General features: G+C 70.7%; 16 protein-coding genes. 13 read left to right on the top strand and 3 right to left on the bottom strand.

The window, feature by feature from the left end:
* Nucleotides 1-455: 455 nt before the first annotated feature.
* The 5 genes from AC5WS8_RS25905 to AC5WS8_RS25885 are packed head-to-tail and all read left to right on the top strand — an operon-like array spanning nucleotide 456 to nucleotide 7,801.
* Nucleotides 456-1,715, top strand: a complete 1,260-nt coding sequence (locus tag AC5WS8_RS25905) for a phenylacetate--CoA ligase family protein (protein WP_496105863.1) — start codon at nucleotides 456-458, stop codon at nucleotides 1,713-1,715.
* Nucleotides 1,712-3,001, top strand: a complete 1,290-nt coding sequence (locus AC5WS8_RS25900; protein ID WP_496105862.1) for an MFS transporter — start codon at nucleotides 1,712-1,714, stop codon at nucleotides 2,999-3,001. The genes AC5WS8_RS25905 and AC5WS8_RS25900 overlap by 4 nt, the downstream gene beginning before the upstream one ends.
* Entirely contained in the window at nucleotides 2,998-4,134 is a 1,137-nt protein-coding gene (locus AC5WS8_RS25895; RefSeq protein WP_496105861.1) for a GNAT family N-acetyltransferase, read from the top strand. The genes AC5WS8_RS25900 and AC5WS8_RS25895 overlap by 4 nt, the downstream gene beginning before the upstream one ends.
* Nucleotides 4,131-5,297 (top strand): LuxE/PaaK family acyltransferase, encoded by a 1,167-nt coding sequence (locus tag AC5WS8_RS25890; protein WP_496105860.1) that lies wholly within the window; start codon nucleotides 4,131-4,133, stop codon nucleotides 5,295-5,297. The genes AC5WS8_RS25895 and AC5WS8_RS25890 overlap by 4 nt, the downstream gene beginning before the upstream one ends.
* Entirely contained in the window at nucleotides 5,294-7,801 is a 2,508-nt protein-coding gene (locus AC5WS8_RS25885; protein WP_496105859.1) for an aldehyde dehydrogenase family protein, read from the top strand. Before AC5WS8_RS25890 ends, AC5WS8_RS25885 begins: the two co-directional genes overlap by 4 nt.
* A gap of 282 nt (nucleotides 7,802-8,083) precedes the next feature.
* On the opposite strand, the gene AC5WS8_RS25880 is transcribed toward AC5WS8_RS25885, so the two are convergent.
* Entirely contained in the window at nucleotides 8,084-10,417 is a 2,334-nt protein-coding gene (locus tag AC5WS8_RS25880; protein WP_496105858.1) for an alpha-galactosidase, read from the bottom strand.
* A 498-nt stretch (nucleotides 10,418-10,915) separates the two neighbouring features.
* On the opposite strand from AC5WS8_RS25880, the gene AC5WS8_RS25875 reads away from it, so the two are divergent.
* From AC5WS8_RS25875 to AC5WS8_RS25840, 8 genes are all read left to right on the top strand, one after another.
* Nucleotides 10,916-11,449 (top strand): TetR/AcrR family transcriptional regulator, encoded by a 534-nt coding sequence (locus tag AC5WS8_RS25875; protein ID WP_496105857.1) that lies wholly within the window; start codon nucleotides 10,916-10,918, stop codon nucleotides 11,447-11,449.
* Between the two features lie 150 nt (nucleotides 11,450-11,599).
* Entirely contained in the window at nucleotides 11,600-12,526 is a 927-nt protein-coding gene (locus AC5WS8_RS25870) for a TauD/TfdA dioxygenase family protein (RefSeq protein ID WP_496105856.1), read from the top strand.
* A 77-nt stretch (nucleotides 12,527-12,603) separates the two neighbouring features.
* Complete coding sequence (locus tag AC5WS8_RS25865; protein WP_496105855.1) at nucleotides 12,604-13,962, top strand: MFS transporter; 1,359 nt, start codon at nucleotides 12,604-12,606, stop codon at nucleotides 13,960-13,962.
* A gap of 96 nt (nucleotides 13,963-14,058) precedes the next feature.
* Nucleotides 14,059-15,765, top strand: coding sequence for an aldehyde dehydrogenase family protein (locus AC5WS8_RS25860; protein ID WP_496105854.1), 1,707 nt, complete (start codon nucleotides 14,059-14,061; stop codon nucleotides 15,763-15,765).
* Nucleotides 15,766-16,331: 566 nt separating this feature from the next.
* Nucleotides 16,332-17,210: a sigma-70 family RNA polymerase sigma factor gene (locus AC5WS8_RS25855; RefSeq protein ID WP_496105853.1), complete on the top strand. Its 879-nt coding sequence runs from the start codon at nucleotides 16,332-16,334 to the stop codon at nucleotides 17,208-17,210.
* 404 nt (nucleotides 17,211-17,614) lie between these two features.
* Nucleotides 17,615-18,316 carry an NAD(P)-dependent oxidoreductase gene (locus tag AC5WS8_RS25850; RefSeq protein ID WP_496105852.1) on the top strand — a complete coding sequence of 234 codons (702 nt, stop codon included), beginning with the start codon at nucleotides 17,615-17,617 and terminating at the stop codon, nucleotides 18,314-18,316.
* A 33-nt stretch (nucleotides 18,317-18,349) separates the two neighbouring features.
* The gene (locus AC5WS8_RS25845) at nucleotides 18,350-18,814 is read left to right on the top strand and encodes a DoxX family protein (RefSeq protein ID WP_496105851.1); all 465 of its coding nucleotides are present in this window, start codon (nucleotides 18,350-18,352) and stop codon (nucleotides 18,812-18,814) included.
* 400 nt (nucleotides 18,815-19,214) lie between these two features.
* Complete coding sequence (locus AC5WS8_RS25840) at nucleotides 19,215-20,204, top strand: AraC-like ligand-binding domain-containing protein (protein ID WP_496105850.1); 990 nt, start codon at nucleotides 19,215-19,217, stop codon at nucleotides 20,202-20,204.
* On the opposite strand, the gene AC5WS8_RS25835 is transcribed toward AC5WS8_RS25840, so the two are convergent.
* Nucleotides 20,135-20,515 carry a DUF4132 domain-containing protein gene (locus AC5WS8_RS25835; RefSeq protein WP_496105849.1) on the bottom strand — a complete coding sequence of 127 codons (381 nt, stop codon included), beginning with the start codon at nucleotides 20,513-20,515 and terminating at the stop codon, nucleotides 20,135-20,137. The two genes, AC5WS8_RS25840 and AC5WS8_RS25835, sit on opposite strands and share 70 nt — an antisense overlap.
* Nucleotides 20,516-20,800: 285 nt before the next feature.
* On the bottom strand, nucleotides 20,801-21,613 hold the full coding sequence (locus tag AC5WS8_RS25830) for a L,D-transpeptidase family protein (RefSeq protein WP_496105875.1): 813 nt from the start codon (nucleotides 21,611-21,613) through the stop codon (nucleotides 20,801-20,803).
* Nucleotides 21,614-21,627: the final 14 nt, after the last annotated feature.

The following is a 21,627-nucleotide window of genomic DNA, read 5'->3' as shown; positions in this document are numbered from 1 at the left end:
CGGCTCGCCCAGGCCCAGCCCGGGCCTGCCCGGCCTGCAGCCGGGCGGGCCGCCCGCAGGTGTCGGCTGCTCGCGATTCCGACCGAGGCCGAAATTCGTAGCGGAGATCCATAAATTGGGGTTCTGGGATGCTCAACCCTTCCTTATGAAACCGATTTCCGTCTGTGACGGCCATCTCCTTCAAACAAGGGAACCAGCCGACCCCACGACCCGTCCGCCCCGGCGCACCGAAGTACGGTGCGCCCTTTGCAAGTTGACGCAAGAGCGTTTCGAATGGTGAGATACCTTCACGGTTCAGGGGGTCATGAATTCGCCGGGCGCCCCGCTGAGCGACCTCACCAGTGACACGTTCTCCATTGTTTCGGAGCGAACCACTTCCGTAGAACTCACGTCGAAGCGTGTCAGCTTCTACGGTTGCCGACGGGTTCGCCCGAGCATGCTTCGAGCAGGAATTGATGCCCGTTCAACATCTCGCGGAGCTGATACGCTTCGTGCGTCACAACTCCCGCTTCTACCAGGAACTCTACGCTCACCTCCCGGATCACGTGGCGCATCTCACGGACCTACCGGTGGTGCCGCAGACGGATTTCTGGCGAGCCAACTCGCCCCGTGACAACAGGCTGCTGACCGCGCCGCTGGACGAAGCGGTCGTCTTCCGCAGCGGCGGCACGACAGGCTCCCCGAAGTTCTCCTACTACACCCGCACAGAATGGCGGGAATTCACCGCGGCGTTCGGCGCCGGACTCGTCACCGCGGGGCTGCGGCCGGGCCACCGGGTGGCCGACCTGTTCTACGCGGGTGACCTTTACGCCAGTTTCAGCTTCATTCTCGATTCACTGCACCGTTCTCCGGTGACAAATGTACGGCTGCCCATCGGTGGCGCGGCGCCGTGGGAGTCCACCGCGACCATCCTGGAGGAGTTCCGCGCGCAGGTCGTCGCGGGCACGCCGACCACTCTGTGTTCGCTGGCCGAACGGCTTGCCTCTGCCGGTCGCACCCTTCCGGAGGTGGAACTGCTCTTCTTCGGCGGTGAGTGCCTGTTCGGAGACCAACTGCCGCTTCTGAAGGCCGCGTTCCCGCAGGCCGAGGCGCGTTCGCTGGGCTATGCGAGCGTGGACGCCGGACTGCTGGGCGAGGCCCTACCCGGCACCGACCCCAGAGTGCACCGCGCGTTCACCCCGTACACGCTGGTGGAGATCCTCGACGACGCCGACCTGCCGGTCCAGGCCGACGGGGTGCCGGGACGGCTGGTCGTGACCGACCTGCGCAGGCGGCTCATGCCCGTGCTGCGCTACCCGGCCGGTGACCGGGCCGAATGGGTGGACCGGGAGGCGGGAGTGTTCCGCATCCTCGGCCGGGCCGAGGAAGGAGTGCGGGTCGGCCCCGTCTCGCTGTACACCCAGGACGTGCACGACGTCGTCGCGGCGACCGACGTCGCCGGTGAGGTGAGCGGGATGCAGCTCGTGGTACGCCGTCAGGAGGGCCGCGACGGACTGCTGTTGCGGCTGGCCACGAGCGAACCCGCGGCCCGCCACGCGGCGCTGGCACAGTCCATCGTGAAGGCGGTCCTCGAGCAGCGCCCCCTCTATGCGAGTGCGACCGCCGCCGGGCACGTCAATCCGCTCGCCGCCGAGTGGGTACGCCACCGGGACCTGGCGGTCAACGCCCGTTCCGGAAAGCTGATCCGCGTGGTCGACGAACGGCCGCACTCATGAGCGCACCGGTTCCGCGCGCACGGCGGCTGCCCGTCGTGTTGCGCAACCCGTCCTTCGGCAGGGCCTGGATCGGTCAGGTCCTCAGCCAGGCGGCGTGCAGGATGTTCCAGGTGGGCGCGGTCTGGTGGCTCGTCGGCTTCGCGGGCGGCGACCACCGGGGGCTGGACTCCGGGATGTTCCTGATGGTGAGCACCCTCCCGGCGGTCGTCCTGGCCCACGTCGTGGCGCGCATCGTCGAACGCCACGCCCACCGCACGGTGCTGGCCACGGCGACCGCAGCAGCGGGCGCCGCCGCCGCTGCCACGGCTGGGTGGGCGCAGGCGGCCACCCTGCCCATGGCCGCGGTCTACGTGGCCGGGCTGGTGCTGGCGACCTGCCAGGCGGTCTTCGACCCCTGCCTGACGACCTCGGTGCCGGAACTGGTCGAGGACGCCGACATCGAGGCGGCCACCGGATTCGAGCTGTCCACCCAGTCGCTGGCCGGACTCGCCGGAGGGCTGCTGGGCCCGCTGGTGGTCGACGCGGGCGGTCTCGCCGGCGTGGTGGCCGGGTGCGCCGGTGCCTACCTCATGGCGGCCCTGCTCATCGTCTCGGTCCGCTTCCCGCACGCCGCACCGGGCAACGGACCCGGGGGCGAGGACGCGCCCCGACCGCGCTCGCTGCGCCGGATTCTGGCCGACCTGCCGTTCGTCCGCCGCGTCCTGGTCGTCTTCGCCGCAGCCAACGTCTTCACCACCGCCGTCTATGTCGTCATGCCGCTGTACACCCGGGGCGCTCTGCACTCCACCGGCTCGACGGCGGCTCTGCTGGAGGCGGCACTGGGCGCCGGCACGCTCATCGGGTCGTTCACCGGCGGACGCCTTCCAGGCCGTCCGATCACCGTGGGCAGCGCGTGCATGGGAGCCATGGCGGCCGCACTCGCCCTGCCGGGTCTGTTCCTCGGGCACGCCGTGGCGATCGGTTCGCTGGTGGTCGTCGGCTGGTGCGTCGGCGTGATCGGCGTCCGGTTCGTCGCGTTGTTCCAACGGCGCGTGCCCGCCGCGGACAAACCGGGCTTCTTCGCGGTGATGCAAGCGCTGCTCGGCGCCACCTTCCCCGTCTCATCGCTCGTCTTCGGCGCGCTCGGCGACCATCTGACGGCCCGCACGCTGTGCCTTCTGCAGGGGGCGGGTCTGTTCCCGGTCACGGTGGCGCTGTGGTGGCTGGGCGGCCGCGCGGACGACGGCGAACCCGAGCAGCCCACCCGGCCCGCGCATCCCACAGCGCTGACGGGGGACGCGTCATGACCGTCGTCCTCACACCCGCGGCGGTCCAAGACATAGCCGAGCTGCGGCAGTTGTACTTCGATGTGTACGGGAACGGCTATCCGGTACCGCTGGGGAGCGATCCGGCTGTCATGCGCCGGCTGATCACCGATGGCACCGCCCACTGGCTCACCGCCCGTACGGGCCCGGGCCATCTGGTCGGTTCGGCCGTGGTGCAGACGGACCCGGGCAGCCGTATCGGCAAGCTGGTCGGTCTCGCGGTCGACCCGGTTCATCGCGGCGCAGGACTGGCGTCGCGGCTGACGGGCGCGGTGTGCGAGGAGGCGTTCGGCACCGGCCGCCTCGACTCGGTCTACGCCACCGTTCGCGTCGTCACCGAGGGCCCCCAGCACGTCGTCGTACGCAACGGTTTCCGGCCGCTCGGACTGCTGCCCAACGCGGTCGAGGTCGAGGGATGCGAGAGTCTGGCGCTGTTCGCCCGCTACGCGCACGGCGTGCTGGAGCGCCGCGCGGCGGTCGAACGTGTCCCGGAGCGCCTCGCGGCGCTGCTCTCCGCGGCGTCCTCGGGTGTCGGCGTCGACTACGGCGGGACCCGGCGGGTCCCCAGCCGCCCCGCGGCGGGTGCCGTCACCGGTGCCGAGCCGATCGAGCTGATCGCCGCCCCGGCCTTCGTCCGCCGCCGCTTCCTGGACCGGTTCCCCGACGCGGGCGACCGCTTCTTCCCTCTGCACACGCCGAACGCGCTGCTGGTCGCGGCCGACGGCGGCTTCGAGGCGTACGCCGACCTCGACCCGGTGGCGGGCAGCTGCGCCCTGGTCGCCGTCCATCCGCATCCGGCGGCCGTGACCGGCGCGCTGGAGACGCTGATGAGCGCGGTCACCCGGGCCGGCGCGGACTACGCCGAGACGCTCCTGCCGCTGGCCGACACCCAGGCCCTGGAGGTCTTTCTGGCGTCGGGGTTCGTGCCGAGCGCGGTGTACCCGGCGATGCGCCGCATCGGCGACCGCTTCCACGACTACGTGGTGCTGTCCCGCACCAGCCGTCAGATCGACTTCAGGACGACGGCCGTCAGCGCGCTGCTCCAGCCCTACCTGAGGGCTTACGTGTCCGCCTGGACCGCCACCTATCTGCCCCTTCACGAGGTGTCCCGATGAAACCCCATCTCGCTCCCGTCGAGGTCCCCGACCCGGCGGCACTCGGCCGCGTACAGCGGCTGTGTGACATCGCGTCACCGTACGCGTCCGGCGTCGAGGCCGACGAACTGTTCGTCGCCGCGATGGCGGAGGCCAACGCCTGGCACGCGCAACGCTCCCCGTTCTTCGCGTCGCTGCTCCGGGACGCGCCGGAGGAGGCGGCGCCGACCGTCGGCGAGCGGGTGCGCGCCCCGCTGGTGCCCGCCGCGTTCTTCAAGCGCCACGAGGTGCTGTCCATCGCCCGCGACGACGTCTTTCTGCACCTGACGTCCTCGGGCACCACGGGCCAGAAGTCACAGATGTTCTTCGACGAGTGGACCATCCGCTCGGCCCAGCGCATGGTGGCCCGGATCTTCGACCACTACGGCTGGATCACCCCCGGCCAACCGGTCAACTACCTGCTCTACAGCTACGAGCCGGCACCGTCGCTGAAGCTCGGTACCTCGTTCACCGACAACTATCTGTGCGACTTCGCCCCCGCCCGGCACACCACGCACGCGCTGCGGCACACCGGTTCCGGCCACGAGTTCGACGTGCACGGCTGCATCGCGGCGCTCCAGCGGTACGCGGAGGACGACGTACCGGTGCGCATCCTGGGCTTCCCCGCCTTCCTGCACTTCACCCTGGAGCGGATGAGCGCCATGGGCGTGCCGCCCCTGCGGCTGCCGCGGGGCTCGCTGGTGGTCCTGGGCGGCGGCTGGAAGGGCCACGCCGACCGGCAGATCGGCAAGGAGGAGTTCTACGCCGAGGTCACCGAGCTCCTCGGAATCCCCGGCGAGCGCATCCGCGACACGTTCGGCTCCGTCGAGCACTGCGTGCCGTACGTCGAGTGCGCACACCACCGCCTGCACGTGCCGGTGTGGTCGCGGGCCGCCGTCCGCGATACGGCGACGCTGCGCCCGCTGCCGTACGGGCAGCGCGGCTTCCTGCACCTGGTGAGCCCGTACATCACCTCCGTACCGGCGCACAGCGTCGTGATGGGCGACCTGGCGTCGCTGCACCCGGGCGAGGAGTGCGGCTGCCCGCTGTCCACCGACTGGTTCACCGTGCACGGCCGGGCCGGGGTGAGCCGTAATCGCAGTTGTGCGGTCGCCGCCGCCGAACTTCTGAAGGGAATGTCGTGACCACCTCCGCACCCCACCTCTGGCAGGGCGAGTTCATCGACGACACGGAGGCCGGCCTGCGTCTCGAGGAGCTGACCGAGCTGGCGGCGCGCACGGTCGCCCGTCCGCTGCCCACCGAGGTGGTGATCGGTGCCTGTGCCGCGGTGAGCACCGAGCTGAGCGATCCGGACTCGGCGCTGCGCGCCCGGCTGGCCGTGCACCTGCCCGCGGACGAGGCCGACGCCGTCCTCGCCGAACTGGGCGCGGCGCTCACCCGGCAGGCCCTGGAGCGCAAGCTCCGACGGGAGCTGGGGGGCTTGCGACCCGAGCGGCTGAGGCGGCCGGACGCCCGACGGACGGTGTACGAGGCCTGGGCCCCTGTGGGTCTGCTGGTGCACATCGCCCCCGGCAACGCCGCCACGGTGGCTCCGTTGAGCGTCGCCGAGGGCCTGCTGGCGGGCAACCTCAACGTGCTGAAGACCAGCAGCTCGGACTCCGCGCTCGCCGTGGAGCTGCTCGCCGCGCTCGGCGCCGCCGACCCGTCCGGACTGATCGCCGAGCGGGTGGTCGCCCTGCGGTTCCCGTCGTCACGCCGGGAGTGGCTTCAGGCGCTGTGCGGGCAGGCCGACGCCGTTGCCGTGTGGGGTGGCGAGGACGCCGTGCGGTCGGTGAGCGACCTGGCGCCGCCCGGCTGCCGGGTCATCGAGTGGGGGCACCGGATCTCCTTCGCCTACCTGACCCGCGACGCGGCCGACGACGTCGCCGTACTCGACGCGCTCGCCGAGGACGTCTGCCGCTTCGAGCAGCAGGCGTGCTCCAGTCCTCAGGTGGTCTACCTCGACACCGAGGACGGTCAGGAGGTCTTCGCGTTCGCCGAAAGGTTCGCCGAGCGGCTGGCGAAGGTCTCCGACGCGCGGCGGCCGCCGCTGCCGGGCCCGGCCGAGCAGGCGGAGATCACGAACGTCGAGCAGCTGGCCCGGCTCGAACAGCACCTCGGCCTGACCCGGGTGATCGCCGCCGGCGACGGCTCCTGGCGGGTGCTGGCCGACACCCGCCCCGCGCTGACCGCCTCCCCGCTGCACCGCAGCGTCTGGGTGAAGCCCCTTCCCCGGCACGCGGTCACCCTGACGCTACGGCCGATGCGCCGCTACCTGCAGACCGCGGCGATCGGCGGCGGACCGGCGGAAGTGGCCGAGCTGTCGCGATTGGTCTTCGCCGCGGGCGTCACCCGGGTCACTCCGGTCGGATCCATGCTGGAGAGCTACGAGGGTGAACCGCACGACGGTGTCTACCCGTTGCAGCGTTACAGCCGGCGGGTGAGCGTACGCGCGTCCGACGCGGCCTTCCGCACGACGCCCTGCCTGGACGACCTGGTGGCGCCGCCCGTGCTTCCTCCGTCGCCGGACGGTCCGCTGCTGGGCAAGCAGGACGTACAGCAGGCGCTCGCCTCGCTGCCCGACGAGTACGCACACCTGTACTTCCGCAGCGGCGGCTCCACCGGCGCCCCTGCCCTGTCGGTGTTCACCTGCGACGACTACGACAACCAGATGCGGTCCGCCGCCGACGGACTGCTCGCCGCGGGGTTCGACCCGGCCCGCCACCGGGCGGCCAACCTGTTCTACTGCGGCGGGATGTACGGGAGTTTCATCAGCTTCTTCTCCATCCTGGAACGGCTGAACGCCACACAGATCCCGGTGGCCGCCGGACCCGACCACGCCAACGTCGCCGAAGCCCTGGTGGCGCACCGGGTGGACACCGTGTTCGGCATGCCCTCCTATCTGTGGCAGCTCTTCCATGCCGAGGCCGACCGGTTGCGTGCCTACGGCGGGATCCGGACGGTGTTCTACGGCGGCGAACACTTCACGGCGGAGCAACGCCGGGTGCTCCTCGAGGATTTCGGCGTGGAGGTGATCCGTTCGGCCGCGTACGGCAGCACCGACCTGGGGCCGCTGGGCCACCAGTGCGCCGCGTCCCGGGGTTCGGTCCATCATGTGCTGACCGACCTGCACACGCTGGAGATCCTCGACCCGAGGGAGGACCGACCGGTGAAACCGGGCGAGCCGGGCCGGCTGGTGTTCACCTCGCGGGCGCGGGCCGGGCAGCGGCTGGAGCGCTACGAGATCGGTGACCTGGGACGCGCCGTGGACGGTCCGTGTCCCTGCGGCAGTCACGTACCGCGTCTGGAACTGCTCGGCCGCTACGGCGATGTGGTGCGGGTCGGCACGTACTTCTTCAACTACCGGCGCTTCCTGCGGGTGGCGCAGGAGCGGCTGGGCTACCACGGCGAGGTTCAGCTGCTGGTCTCCCCCGGCACCGGCCGCGAGCGGCTGACGGTCCGCCTCGACGAGCAATACGCCTCCGACACCGCTGCCGCGCGTGATGTCTTCGTCACCGAGGTGGCGGAGGTGGCCGAGGCCGATGCCGAGGGACTGCTGGTCTTCACTGTGGAGAGGGCGCCGAGGGCCGCGTTCGAGCGCACCCCGACGAGCGGCAAGCTGCGCACGGTGGTCGACCTGCGCCAGTAGCGCGTCGAGGCCCCGGAGGTCGGTTCCAGATCGAGGTCAGGGGGAGGCGCCCGGCGTCGAAGCCCGGTGCCGAAAGTCCTGTGCCCGGGGGCAGGGCAGCGGTCCGTGGCATCGCGCGAAGCCTGCGGCCTCGCCAGCGGTGGTGGTTGCCGCCGGGGCCGGACTCGGCTCCCCGCGCCCGGAGCGACCGGCGCGCGGGCAGCCGTCCGGAGCCCCCGGTGCGTCGCGCCGGGGGCTCCGGTGGTCACCGCTCGTATGGAGCCGGGCCTGTGGGGTGACCCGTCAGGCCGCGGGGACGAGCGACCAGTGCTGGTTGGAGCTGCCGTTGGTTCCGTTCTGGGTGTACTGGATGACGGGTGTGCCGTTCGCCGGGTTGCCGCCGCTGAGGTCGATGACCTGGCCGTCGTAGACGCTCTTGAGCAGCACCTGGTTCGGGCCGGCGTCGACCAAGGTCCAGCGGGAGTTGCTGTTGCCGTCGTCGTGGAACTGGATCAACTGGGTGCCGGCGGTGGTCGTCGGTCCGGGGATGTTGATCAGCTCGCCGCTGTTGGCGTTGACGATGGCGTAGGCGCCGCCGCTCCGGGCGGCGAAGCTCCACTGCTGGTCGGTCCGGCCGTTGTCCTGCCACTGCACCAGGGTCGCGTTGTCCGCGGTGGAGTCGGCGTCGACGTCGATGCGCCCACCGGTGGCAGCGTTGACGAGCCGGTAGCGCACGCCCGGGTCGGGCACCGGGACGAGGGTCCACTGCTGGTTGTCCCTGCTGTTCGACGGCCACTGGACCACCGGTGCGCCTGCGGTTGTCGACGCCTTCGACACGTCGGCGAGCTTCCCGTCGGAGGTCGCCGACAGCGTGTACCCGCCGCTGCCGTTGGAGGTGACCCTCCACTGCGAGTCGGTCGCGTTGTCGTCGGGGTTCTGCACGAGTTGCACGCCGTTGGTGTCGGAGGCGCCGGGCACGTCCATCAGGTAACCGCTGTGGCGGTTACGCAGTTTGTAGGCGCCGGAGCCGGTGGGCACGAGCTGCCACTGCTGGTCGTCGAGGTTGTCGGCCGCCTGCTGCACGATGCCGGCGCCCGCGGCGGTCGAGCCGCCGGAGACGGCCAGGTTCATGTGGCTGTGGACGTTGACGATGGTGTAGTACATCGCCGTGTACGGTGACCCGGCGGCCGGCGCGACCTTCAGCAGGGCCGAACCGTGGGCCGGAAGCGACGTGCTGTAGCCGCCGGTGAAGGAGCCCAGGTTGGTCCGGGCCCACAGGTCGCGCACCGTCGCCGTGCCGGAGAACCCGACCTGGGGCCAGTCGACGCTCACCGTCGCGGCACTGGCGGAGAGGTTGAACAGCGCGACGGTGTACGTGCCGTCGCCGTTGGGGGCGACCCATGCCTGCTGCTGCGTCGTGCGGTCCACCGGGCGGGCGGGATGACCGGCCCGGTCGACGGCGATGACCTCGGGATTGGTCAGCAGTGCCAGGTCGCCGGAGTCCAGGTCGGTCAGGTCCGTGCCGAGCAGCAGGGAGGAGTTCTCGGCCGCCCACAGAGTGATCTGGGTACGCCGTTCGTCGACGGTCAGGCCGTCGTTGCTGCCGTTGCCGACTTCGATCGAGTCGAGGTCGTTCCAGCCGCCGGGCCCGCCGGCGCCGATGAACGGGAGCACCTCGTCGAAGCGCGAGGAGACGCGGCTCCAACTGGTCAGCGGATAGGAGCTGCTGCTGCAGTAGCACTCGATGTCGCCGTCGATGCGCCAGCTGTTGGCGTACTGCTGCCAGGTGGGGATGCTGCTCGCGGCCAGTGCGTTGGACAGCCCGAAGTGGATGGGCCGACCGGTCTGGTGCAGCGCCTGCGACCAGTGCTGGACGTCGGGGACGTCCCAGGTGCCGACGCCGTCGATCTTGATGTAGTCGACGCCCCACGAGGCGAGCAGGTTCGCCCAGGAGTTGAGGTAGGCCTGGGCGGCGGCGGGATTGGCGTTGTAGTCGATGTAGTACGCCACCCTGTTGCCGAAGTTGTAGTTCACCTCGTACTTCGTGGTGTCCGTGACGATGTCCCGGGCGTGGTAGCTCGTGCCCTCGATCGGCGTGTTCTGGTTGTACGCGGCCACCGGGATGCCGGGGGTGAGGTACATGCCGAACTTCTCACCGAGGCCGTGCACGTAGGAGGCCACGGCGGCCATGCCGTGCGGGAACCTCGTCGAGTCGACGACCCAACGGCCGTAGGAGTCCACCGTCGTCGCGGGGTTGAGGTAGTAGAAGTCGTCGATGTTGACGTACGTGAAGCCCGCGGCGACCAGACCGCTGGTGGACAGGGCCTTGGCCTCGGCCTCGATGTTCGCTTCTGTGGGGTCCTTTCGGAGGTACGACCAGCTGCTCCAGCCCATCGGCGGCGTCGCGGCCACTCCGTTGACCTGACGGCGTCCCGCCGCGTGTTGCAGCGATCGCGGCGAGAGTTCAGGTCGTGGGCCCGATGCAGGCAATCTCCCAGCGGATTGCGGGACACCACCGTTGGTCTCGGCACGGGCCGGGCCGGGATGTGCGACGCCGGCGGCGGTGAAGCCGGAGACCAGCAGCGCGACCACGACTGCCCAGCGCAGATGTCTTCGGAGCGCAAGAGAAGCGTGCATGGATCTCTCCTCGGAATCGGGAGGACACGCGTGTGCCTGCTCAGCCCCCTGAACCGAACACTGTCACACGCAGTAAAACAAAATCGGCCAGATGCGAACGCAGTAGAGCGCGCGCCCAGGCCTCAGTCAATACGGGGTGCACAAGTTACCTACCAGTCACCTCACCGACGTACGCATCACTTCGTCTCCCTGACGGTTGAAAAGCACGCCGGACCACGGCCTGTTGCCTGTGGCGGTGACGCATTGCCTCCTCCGGCCGGCGCCGTGGTGGCGGCGTCGGCCCCGGGGGTTCAGCGGGCCCCGCCGCCGCACCCCGGGGAGCCGGTGTCCGTTCAGCAGGTCCGGCGGGGCTCTCCCGTCGGCTTTCCGCCGTCGCCCCGCCCCGGCCTCGTGTGCCTCAGCCGGTGGGCGCCCTCTAGTCTCGTGGTCATGGGAGGAAGACAGATCCGGACGGAGAGGCGTGGGCCGGGGCGGCCACGTGAGGAGCGCGTCACGAGGGTGGTGCTCGACGCGGTGCTCTCCCTGGTCACGGAGGAGGGTATGGACGCGGTCACGATGGACGCGGTGGCCGCCCGTGCCGAGGTGAGCAAACCGGCCATCTACCGGCGCTGGCCGACCAAGCAGGATCTGATCCTCGCCGCCGCGGAGAGCCGGGTCGGCCCGGTTTCCGTCGCCGACCTCGGGGATTTCCGTGCCGAACTGCACGCGCTGCTCACGGCGCGTCTGGCGGTCTACCTCCTGCCCGGCACGGACCGTCTGCTGGCCGAACTCATGAGTGCGGCGGCCAAGGCGGGTACCGCTCGGAGCGCGTACGCGACGTACAGCGCCCGCGTGACGGCGCAGACGCGCGCGATTCTGCAGCGCGGAATCGCGCGGGGGGACGTGCGGGCCGACGTCGATGTCACGGCCGCGTCGACCCTGGTGGCGGCGCCACTGGTGTTCCGCCTGCTGGGAGAGCAGGAGCCCCTCGACGGACGCTTCGTCGACGAGGTGGTCGACCTGGTGGCACGTGCCGTGGCGGCGCGGCCCTGACGGTGACGGCGGCCCGCCCGGCACAGCCCTGACGGCGACACCGACCCGCCCGTATTCCTGAAATTCGTTGCCCCGAGCCCTTGCGGCCGCATGACCGAATATCGATACTGCCGGTAACGAAATCAGCCGTTCCCACCGTGGAGGACCGCAATGGCCGGCATCGCCGCCTCGACGCCCCACCCCGTTCTCGACAAGCCACTGATCCGGTTCGGCAAGCGCGTCCTGGAGCGCACCGCGTCCGGCATGGCTCCGGGCGAGTACCGAATCCTGGGCATTCACCCGCTCACCCCGCACATCGGCGCCGAGATCACGGGTGTCGACCTCTCCCGGCCGATCGGCGCGGACTTGGCCGACGAGCTCCGCCAGGCGCTGCTGGAGTGGAAGGTGATCTTCTTCCGCGACCAACGGGACTTCGGCCCGGAGGACCACGCCGCACTCGCCGGTCTCTGGGGTGAGCCGGAGGCCAATCCCTTCTTCCCCAAGGGCGACCGGGCCGGCGTCTCCCGGTTGGCCAAGGACGCCACGGCTGTGGGCAACGAGAACATCTGGCACAGCGACCACTCGTTCATGGCGGCCCCGGCGCTTGGCTCGGTACTGCGCGCCGTCGAGATCCCGGCCTCCGGTGGAGACACCATGTGGGCCGACATGGGCGCCGCCTACGACAACCTCCCCGACGCGACGAAGCAGCGGATCGAGGGCCTCAAGGCCGTGCACGACTGGGTGCCCACCTGGGGCGCGACGATGACCCAGGAGCGGATCGCCGCCCTGCGACAGACCCTGCCGGCGGTCGAGCACCCCGTAGTGGTCCGGCATCCGGTGACCGGGCGCCGGCTGCTGTACGTCAACGAACCGTTCACGACACGCATCGTCGGGCTCGGCGAGGAAGAGAGCCGCGAGTTGCTCCACGAGCTCGTGCTGCAGTCCCGGATCCCCGAGTACCAGGTGCGCTTCCGCTGGCAGCCGGACTCCGTCGCGATCTGGGACAACATCGCAGTCCAGCACTACGCGATCAACGACTACTACCCGCAGCGCCGCGTCATGGAACGCATCGCGATCGCCGGGGTCCCGCTCTCCTGAGCAGCGCCCGGACCCGCACCCGGGTCCGGGCCGATCTCCGCCCCTCCCCCCTTTCGCCCGTCTCCCGCGGAGCCCCTGTGACCGACACCGATGTCGTACCCGCTGTGCCCGCTCACCGCCCCAGGGCCGTGCAGGCCCCCCGAAGCCGCGCGTGGACCGTCACCGCACTGCTGGTCGTCTTCATGATGATCAACTTCGCCGACAAGTCCGTGCTCGGCCTCGCCGCCGATCCGATCCGCAAGGACCTCGGCCTGTCCTCGTCCGCCTTCGGACTCGCCAGCAGCGCCTTCTTCCTGCTGTTCTCGGTCTGTGGCGCCGCGGTGGGCCTGCTCGCGGACCGCGTACGGCCCACGTGGGTGTTGCTGGCGATGGCCGCTCTCTGGTCCGCCGCCCAGGCTCCTGTGGCCATGGGTGGAGGGCTCGCGGTGCTCATCACCTCACGTGTCCTGCTCGGTGCCGCCGAGGGGCCCGCCTTCCCCGTCGCCCAGCAGACCACCCTGTCCTGGTTCCCCAACCACCGGCGCAACCTGCCCGGGGCTCTGATCGTGCTGGGAGTCACCCTGGGAGTCCTGGTCGCCGCACCCGTACTGACCTGGGTGATCCACCACCACGGCTGGCGCTCTGCCGTCACCGTGGTGACACTCGCCGGTTCGGTGTGGGCGCTGCTGTGGATCGCCCTCGGCGGAGAGGGACCGTACGCGGCCACGTCGGACAACGGCTCCCCGGCCTCGGCCGGCTCCGGTGAGGGGACAGGGACGGTCGAGGTGGCGGTGGCCGGAAGCAGGACGGGGGCGGCCACGCGCAGGACGCCGTACCGCCGGATCCTCGCGACCCGTACCTGGATCGGTGCAACGACCGCCTACTTCGGCACCTACTGGGTGATCGCCTTCGGGCTGGTCTGGCTCCCCTCCTACCTCCACGACGGACTCGGCTATTCCTCGGCCGCGTCCGCCCGACTGCTGATGCTGGTCTGGGGGCTGAGCGGCGTCGTGGTACTCGGACAGGCAGGCGTGACCGGATGGCTGCTGCGCCGTGGCATCGCGAGCCGGCGGGCCCGTGGCGGGGTCGGCGGCATCCTTCTGCTCGTCGGCGCCGCGGCGTGCCTGGCCCTGCCGTCGGCTCCGGCCGGTGCGGCGACGGCCGCGCTCCTGGTCATCGGTTTCGGGCTCACCGGAGCGATGGGCAGCATCGCCGTCACCACCGTCGCAGAACTGGCCCCGGCCCACCGCCGCGGCGGGGCCCTGGGGCTCATGAACGCCGTGGTGACCACCGCCGGCCTGATCGCCCCGACCCTGATCGGGCGTCTCGTGGACGCCCAGGGAGCAGTGGGCTACCGGAACGCCGTCCTGATCACCGGTGCCCTGCTCGTGATCGGCGGGATCGCCGCCCTCACGATGATCGACCCGGCTCGCGACGCGTGCCTGCCGTCCGACTGAGGATGCGCAACCCGTCGTGCTCCGGGCGAGGTTCGCCACCCCTGCCTCAGTGCACAGAGCCCGGCCCCGCCCCCTCACCCTCCTGCGAGGAATGACGTGAATTCCAGTGCCCTCGACACCTCCTCCCTCGACCGGGCCGTCAAAGAGCTGCGCGAAAACGCCGCGTCCTGGACGGCCACCCCGCTCACCAGACGTATCGCCCTGCTGGAACGGCTGCTGCCCCGCGTGGCGTCCGGCTCCGCCGAACTGGCCGCGGTCGGCGCCCGCGCCAAGGGGTACGCTCCCGACTCCCCGTGGGCCGCCGAGGACTGGAGCGGCGGACCGTGGGCCCTGGCCCAGAACGCCGCAGCCTATCTTCACGTACTGCGACGCATCGCTCGCGGCAAGGACCCCGTCGACCCCGGGGCCGTGCGCGAGGAGGACGGTCTCACCAAGGTCGGCGTCTTCCCCGCCACCGGCTGGGACCGGCTGCTGCTCAACGGCTTCACGGCTCAGGTGTGGATGCGCCCCGGTATCACCGCCGAGCAGGTACGCGACAGCGCCGCGGGCGAGTACCGGGGCCGGCCCGGACGCCCCGCCGTCGCCCTGGTACTCGGCGCCGGGAATGTCGCCGCCATCACCGCGCTCGACGTCCTGCACAAGCTCTATGTCGAGGGCCAGGTCGTCATCGCCAAGCTGAACCCCGTCAACGCCTATCTGCGCCCCCACTTCGAGCGCGTCTTCGCCGACTTCGTCGCACACGGCTGGGTCCGGTTCGTCGACGGCGGCGCGGCCGAAGGCGGTCACCTCGCCCGCCACGAAGGCATCGACGCCATCCATGTCACCGGGAGCGACCGAACGCACGACGCCATCGTCTGGGGCACCGACGACGACGCCGAGCAGCGCCGACGCGACGACCGGCCCCTGATCACCAAGCCTTTCAGCAGTGAACTGGGCGGTGTCAGCCCGTGCATCGTGGCGCCGGGGCCGTGGAGCGACGGCGACTTCCGCTTCCAGGCCGAGCACATCGTCACCAGCAAGATGAACAACTCCGGCCACAACTGCATCGCCAGCCAGGTCCTGGTCGTGCCGCGTGACTGGGACGGCACCGAGCGGCTGCTGGGCGAGATCCGGCGGGTGCTGCGCGAGCTGCCTGAGCGCACCGACTACTACCCGGGCGCCGACCGGCGCCTGGCCGCCGTTCTCGCCGCCCATCCGGAGGCGGAGGCCCACGGCGACGGCTGCCGACTCCTCGTCCCCGACATCACCGACCACGACGACGTCCTGATCACCGAGGAGGTTTTCGGAAGCGCCCTGGGCGTCGTACGACTGCCCGGCGCGACCACGGCCGAATTCCTGCGCCGGGCCGTCGACTTCGCCAACGACACCCTCCCCGGCACCCTCGGCGCAACCTTGATCGTCCACCCCAGGACCGAGAAGACAGAACAGCCGACGGTGGACGCGGCCGTTGCCGAACTGCGCTACGGCACCCTGGGGGTCAACTGCTGGTCCGGGGTGGGCTTCCTGCTCGGCTTCACCCCATGGGGCGCCTTTCCCGGCCATACCCGCCAGGCCATCGGCAGCGGCACCGGCTTCGTGCACAACGCGTTCATGCTCGAGGGCATCGAGAAGACCGTACTGCGCGCCCCTTTCACGCCCGCGCCGCGCGGTCTGGTCACGGGCGATCCGTCGCTGTCCCCGCGTCCGCCGTACTTCGTCACCAACCGCAGCGCGCTGACCACCGTCGAACGCGTCACGCGCTTCACCGCCGCGCCGCGTGTGGGGAAACTGCCCGGCATCCTCGCCTCCGCGCTGCGCGGCTGACCGCGTCCAGCCCTGCCACCGTCCCGCCCCCACCCACCACAAAAACCCCGTGCTGAACCTCGCCGTCATGCTCGAGAGCAGCGCCCGTGCCGTGCCGGACCGCGCCGCCGTCGTCCACGGCGACCAGCGGCTGACCTACGCCGATGGGCGACTGCAAGCACGGCCGGTGCAACAGATCCGACATGACTACACCTTCGAGTCGCCATCAACAAGGCGCGGGTCCGGAGCGAATAACCGGGCCGACGTACTCCGCCGTGTCACGTTTCCGTGGCTCGATCCGACCAAGTGTCTGAGCGTGGCTGTACACGAGGGAGACGAAAAGACAAGGGAGTACGGTCGATGCCTGACATCTCCAAGGGTGACATCGCGAACTGAGCCGACGCCTGGAGGCGCCGCGCCCGCATGGCCGACGAGCGTGCGCGGACCACGGCCCTGCCGCTGCCGGCTCGGGTGCTCCACCGGCGGGTGTGGAACCGAAGGATGCCACCTCGCCGTATCTGACATGACCTCGTCGGCGGGGATGGCGGCGGCCCGGGGCGGCCGAGGCCGGGAGTGGGGAGAGCGGGATGCAGATGGACGACCAGGTCTGGTTCGCCGAGCAGTTCGAGCTGCACCGGCCGCGGTTGCGGGCGGTGGCGTACCGGATGCTCGGCACGCTCACCGACGCCGACGACGCCCTCCAGGAGGCATGGATCCGTACGACCCGCTCCGATGCCGGCACCATCGAGAGCATTGACGGCTGGCTGGTCACGCTGGTCGGCCGGGTGTGCATCGACATGCTGCGTGCCAGGAAGTCGCGACGCGAGCAGCTCACCGGATGGCTTCCCGAGCCGGTCGTCACCACCGACGAGACGGTTGACCCGGAGCAGGCGAGCCTGCTGGCCGACTCGGTCGGACTTGCTCTGCTCGTCGTCCTGGAAAGCCTGGAGCCCGCCGAACGGCTCGCGTTCGTGCTCCACGACATGTTCGGCGTCCCGTTCGACGAGATCGCCCCCATCGTGGACCGTACTCCGGTGGCGGCGCGCCAACTCGCCAGCCGCGCGAGGCGGCGGCTGCGTGGAACCGCGACCGTACCCGACGCCGACCTCCGCACCCAGCGCCGGGTCGTGGACGCGTTCCTCGCCGCGTCCCGGGCGGGCGACTTCGAGGCACTCCTCGCCCTGCTCGACCCCGACGTGGTGTTCCGCGTCGACACCGGATCACGCACCTGGCTCGCACCGGCGCTGCTGACCGGCGCGGCCGACGTCGCGACCCACGCCGCTACGCACGGCCCTCGGTTCGCCATGCTGTGCGAGCCGGCCCTGGTCAACGGCGCCGCCGGAATCATCGCCAGGACCAGGTCGAGCGTGGTCGCGGTGGTGGGGATGACCGTCGTCTCCGACCGCATCGCCGAGATCGACCTGGTCCTGGACGCAGCCAAGCTCTCCACCCTGACGATCCGCTGAGGCGCGACCGCGCGGCGTCGGTCCGCCATCCGCCGGTTCACACCCCCCGCGTGCATCGCCCTCCTCCAGGACCGCACCGGGGCGCCGTACTTCGGCGAGGTGGTCTACGACGGCCGGCTCGTCGTCAACCTTCCCGACTCGGCCCTGCGCGCCCACCGGCCCAGCATGCGACGGCTCGCTCGGCTGGACATGACCGTCTTCCGCCCGGGCCACGGACACAACTCCGGCCCCGAGCGTCTGCGGCAACGGACGCGCGCATGCGACCGGCGCAGCCGGGGCGGCCCCTGCGCCTCAGGCTGGGCGAGCCGGGTGGCCGCAGGCGCCGCGACCGGCACCGTCACATCTACGGCGGCTGATCCGACTTCACCTCGGAAACCATCGCCCAACAGGACAGAGGTACCCGGATGAAGCTCGTCGTCTTCGGTGCGAACGGCAAGACCGGCCGCCTGCTCACCCGCCAGGCTTTGGAGGCCGGACACCGGGTGACGGCGGTCACCCGGCATCCCGACGTCTTCCCGCTCGCCCACGAGCATCTCGACGTGGTCCCGGCCGACGTCTACGTCGAGGACGACGTCGTGAAGGCCGTCCACGGTGCGTACGCAGTGCTCTCGGTGCTCGGCGTGCCCTTCAGCCGCGACCCGATCAGCGTCTACAGCACAGGTGTCGCGAACATCGTCACCGCGATGCGCCTCCACGGTGTCACCCGAATCGTCGCCGTCAGCTCCAGTGCCCTGGACCCACGTCCGCACGCGGACGGCGGCATCGTGCTCAACCGGGTGGTGCAGCCGCTGATCACCCGAACGATCGGCAGGACGACGTACGCCGACATGACCGCGATGGAGACGCTCCTCGCGGACAGCGACCTCGACTGGACTGTCCTGCGTCCCTCCGGACTTTTCGACGCCGAGAAGGTGAGCGACTACCGCCTCCAGGAGGACCACGCGGACGGCGTCTTCACCAGCCGAGCCGACCTCGCCGCCTGCCTCCTCGCGCAGGCCGGGGACCGGCGGTGGAGCGGCCGGCGAGTAGCCGTGACGACCCCCGAGGGTGCCCCGACCCCGTGGCAGCTCATATGGCGCGAGGCCTTCGGCAAGAACCCGGAATGAGTCGTCGACCGTGACGACCGGAAGGAGACCACCATGTTCGACCTCACTGTGGGAATTGCGCAGGGCTTCCTCGCGTTGTTCTTCCTCGCCGCAGGCCTGCCCAAGGTGATCGGCCGCGGCATCGACCGCTGGGTCGGCTTCGACGATCTGCCGCGGGGCCTCACGATTGTCATCGGAGCCGCCGAGGTCGTTGCCGCCGTCGGCCTGGCCGGGCCGCAGATGCTCGGCCACGGTCAGTGGACCACCCCGCTGGCGGGCGTCGGCATCGCCGTGGTTTCGCTGATGGCCGGCGGTTTCCACATACGCGAGGGTGAGTGGCTCGCCGCGCTGGAAACGGCGCTGTGGGTCTCACTGGCAGGCTCTGTCGCCATCTCCCGCTGGGGGCTGCTGAGCACGGGGCCGTCGGTCTCGAGGAACGTCCTCGTCCCCGTCCTGCTTCTCCTCCTGCCCGGCATCGTCGTCAACCTGGTCGTCCTGACGCGGAAGACCGCCCCGTAGCCGGTCCGGGCCGGCGAGGGCACCGTGCGGCGGTAATCCACCGGTTTGGCGAGATCGGGAGGACGAGTGGGACCGCTCAACGCGTCGGCAGGGCGGTCGGCACGTGCCCGGTCGGCCGGGGTGACCCACTGCCGGTCGTGGGCTCCGGCTTGGGAGGCGGCTGCCAGGAGGCGTCCACGTCCTTGTCGTCGAGCAGAGGTCGACCAGGACGGTGCCGCCGTACCAACCCTCTTGCCTGCCGCGCGCCGTCGCGGGGCGGCGGCGCCCAACTCCCCGATGCGCTCGGCGGGTCGGCCATGACGGCGAGGGGCAGTTCGGCCACGTGCCTCCGGGTGCCTCTCCGACCAGGCAGCCATGTGACATGCGACCAGGCCGAGGTGCCATGTGGTTCACTTCCTCCGTGCTGTACGAATCGGTCTTCCGGACGGCCGACCTGCCGGTCGCCGACCGGTTCGACGCGTGGGCGGACCGCCTGGGCCACACCCACGCGCCCATGGCGTTGACCAGCGACGACACTGCGGATTACCACGCCCACCAGCGACTGATCGGGCTGGGAGACGTGTCGGTCTGGCCGGCCACCTTTGACCCCCTGGTATTCCGTCGGACGCCGAAACTGATCCGCCAGTCCGATCCGGAAGTGTTCCACCTCTCCCTCCTCCTCCGGGGGAAGGGAGAGGCCACCTGGGACAGGCAGCAAGTCAGCTACGGAGTCCACGACTTCCACACCAACAGTTCCTCACGGCCGTACGAGATCCACACCGGCCCCGGCCCGGTCACCAGCATCGGCGTCGAAATCCCGCGTGCGCTGGTGGCGCTGCCCGCCCGCACGGCCGACCAGGTCATCGGCCGCCGGACATCGGGCCGTGAGGGGGTCGGCGCGTTGCTGGCGCAGTTCCTGGTCCAGCTGACCTCGGACACCGCCCCGTACCAGCCGTGCGATGCGCCCCGTCTGGGAACAGTCGTCGCCGATCTGGTCACCGCGGTCTTCGCCCACAGCACCGACGCCTGTCACCGCCTGCCGCCGGAGACCCGTAGCCGGACGCTGACCCTGCACATCAAGTCCTTCATCCACCGACATCTGGCCGACGCGGAACTGACGCCCGCACACATCGCTGCCGCCCACCACATCTCGAGCAGCTACCTGCACCGCCTCTTCCGGCCCGAGGGCGTCACCGTGGCCGCCTACATCCGCGCCCAGCGACTGCGAAACGCCCACCGGGACCTCACCGACCCGGCCCTGCGCACGCTGCCCATCCACATCGTCGCCGCCCGCTGGGGTTTCCCCCGCGCGTCCGACTTCACTCGAGCTTTTCGCACCGCCTACGGAATCCCTCCGAGCGAGCTACGCCGGGAGCCGCCCGCCGATGACCGTGAACGCATTGCCAAGTAACTGTGCACCCTGTGCCAACGACAGCCCTGTGGCCTACCACGCATCCTTGTGATCATCGCGGCGACGCGATCGCGGCAGGAAGCAACGGGGCCCTGGGCCAGGATCACGGGGGTGTTCTGGAACGGTCCCGTTGTGCGCGAGAGCTGCCGATAGAGGACGATGTGGGCGGCGAACCGGCTGGAGCGGACGCCGGTCTCCTCCTCCGCCGGGGTGGGCAGGTAGATCTCCCGGAAGGCCTGGTCGAACGGCTGCCGCAGTAGCTCGGCGACGAGCCACTCCCGCCACGCCCTGATGTCGTCCCGAGTGCGCACCTTGGTTCGGAGTGTCGACCACGCCGCTGCGCCCACCTGCGGTCAGGACGCTTGCGGGTATTCCGTGCCGTGGACGGCCTTGGCGGAGACGTACTTCAGTCTGGACACGTTCTTGGCACGCGCCGCGAAGATGAGGTCACAGCATACGGCGACTCCACTGACCTGGATGCGCGCATCTCCCTCGCGGAACCGCGCCTCGATGATGCGACCTCGCCCTGTCCGGCACACCGCTGACGGCCACGCACGCGCAGCGCTGGGGACTCGTGGACGGGACCGCCACGCGGGTCACCGTTCGAGGGACGTGACGTCCCCCATCACGATCAGCGGGTGCAGCGCCGGGTCGAGCGCGAGCAGCAGCTCCTTCATGTGCTGCTTCGTCAGGCTTACACAGCCATGGGTGGGTCCCCCGTGGTCGACGTGCAGCCAGATGCCGCCGCCGCGGCCCGCGCCGAGCGGATGGGTTCCGTCGAGCGGGGAGGTGCCCGGCCTGCGGTTGTAGTCGATCGCGACCACGTAGTCGAAGGAGCCTGCGAGCGGCTCGCCCTCGAATCCGGTGCCGCCGACGGTGAAGCCACCGGACCGGTCGTAGGGCAGCTTCGTGCCCGGGTCGGCAAGCAGTCCGCCCGCGTCGCTGAGGGTGAACACACCGATGGGCGAGCGCAGGTCACCCGCGTGATGGTCGTCGGTCCAGCCCCGGAGCGCGTTGTGGGCGGCCCAGGTCTGCCCGGCGGTCCAGCCGTCGCCGGTGCGCCGGTACAGCACCACCTGCGACTCAGGAGAGTTCTTGTCCTTCCCGGTGACGACGACGACCTGCCGGGCGTTGTCGGGGATCTCGGCGAGCGTCCGGGGGCCGAGGCCCGGCAGCTCGGCCGCTGCGGAAGCGCTCGGTTTCGCGGCTCGGGCGTCCATGCCCCTTGCGTCGGCTGCGTTCGGCCCGGATCCGGTGTAAGCCGTGTCGGGCGTGACGGCCCGGGCGTCCTGCGCGCCGGCGGCGGCCGAGGGGACGCCCCCCGCCGTCCCGGCGCCGGGGCCGCCGCACCCGGCCAGGGTGACGGCCAGGGCCAGGATCGCGGCGGGTATTGGCAGACCGGAGCTCATGGCGGAGAAGTGGT

It is taken from the genome of Streptomyces sp. PTL18, assembly GCF_059510295.1.
This window is presented reverse-complemented; position numbering and strand designations above follow the sequence as displayed.

What these genes read in the sequence shown, in the direction of transcription:
- AC5WS8_RS25905 (WP_496105863.1), top strand. Translation starts at nt 456, where the DNA reads ATGCCCGTTCAACATCTCGCGGAGCTGATACGCTTCGTGCGTCACAAC.
- AC5WS8_RS25900 (WP_496105862.1), top strand. Translation starts at nt 1,712, where the DNA reads ATGAGCGCACCGGTTCCGCGCGCACGGCGGCTGCCCGTCGTGTTGCGC.
- AC5WS8_RS25895 (WP_496105861.1), top strand. Translation starts at nt 2,998, where the DNA reads ATGACCGTCGTCCTCACACCCGCGGCGGTCCAAGACATAGCCGAGCTG.
- AC5WS8_RS25890 (WP_496105860.1), top strand. Translation starts at nt 4,131, where the DNA reads ATGAAACCCCATCTCGCTCCCGTCGAGGTCCCCGACCCGGCGGCACTC.
- AC5WS8_RS25880 (WP_496105858.1), bottom strand. Translation starts at nt 10,417, where the DNA reads ATGCACGCTTCTCTTGCGCTCCGAAGACATCTGCGCTGGGCAGTCGTG.
- AC5WS8_RS25870 (WP_496105856.1), top strand. Translation starts at nt 11,600, where the DNA reads ATGGCCGGCATCGCCGCCTCGACGCCCCACCCCGTTCTCGACAAGCCA.
- AC5WS8_RS25855 (WP_496105853.1), top strand. Translation starts at nt 16,332, where the DNA reads ATGCAGATGGACGACCAGGTCTGGTTCGCCGAGCAGTTCGAGCTGCAC.
- AC5WS8_RS25850 (WP_496105852.1), top strand. Translation starts at nt 17,615, where the DNA reads ATGAAGCTCGTCGTCTTCGGTGCGAACGGCAAGACCGGCCGCCTGCTC.
- AC5WS8_RS25845 (WP_496105851.1), top strand. Translation starts at nt 18,350, where the DNA reads ATGTTCGACCTCACTGTGGGAATTGCGCAGGGCTTCCTCGCGTTGTTC.
- AC5WS8_RS25830 (WP_496105875.1), bottom strand. Translation starts at nt 21,613, where the DNA reads ATGAGCTCCGGTCTGCCAATACCCGCCGCGATCCTGGCCCTGGCCGTC.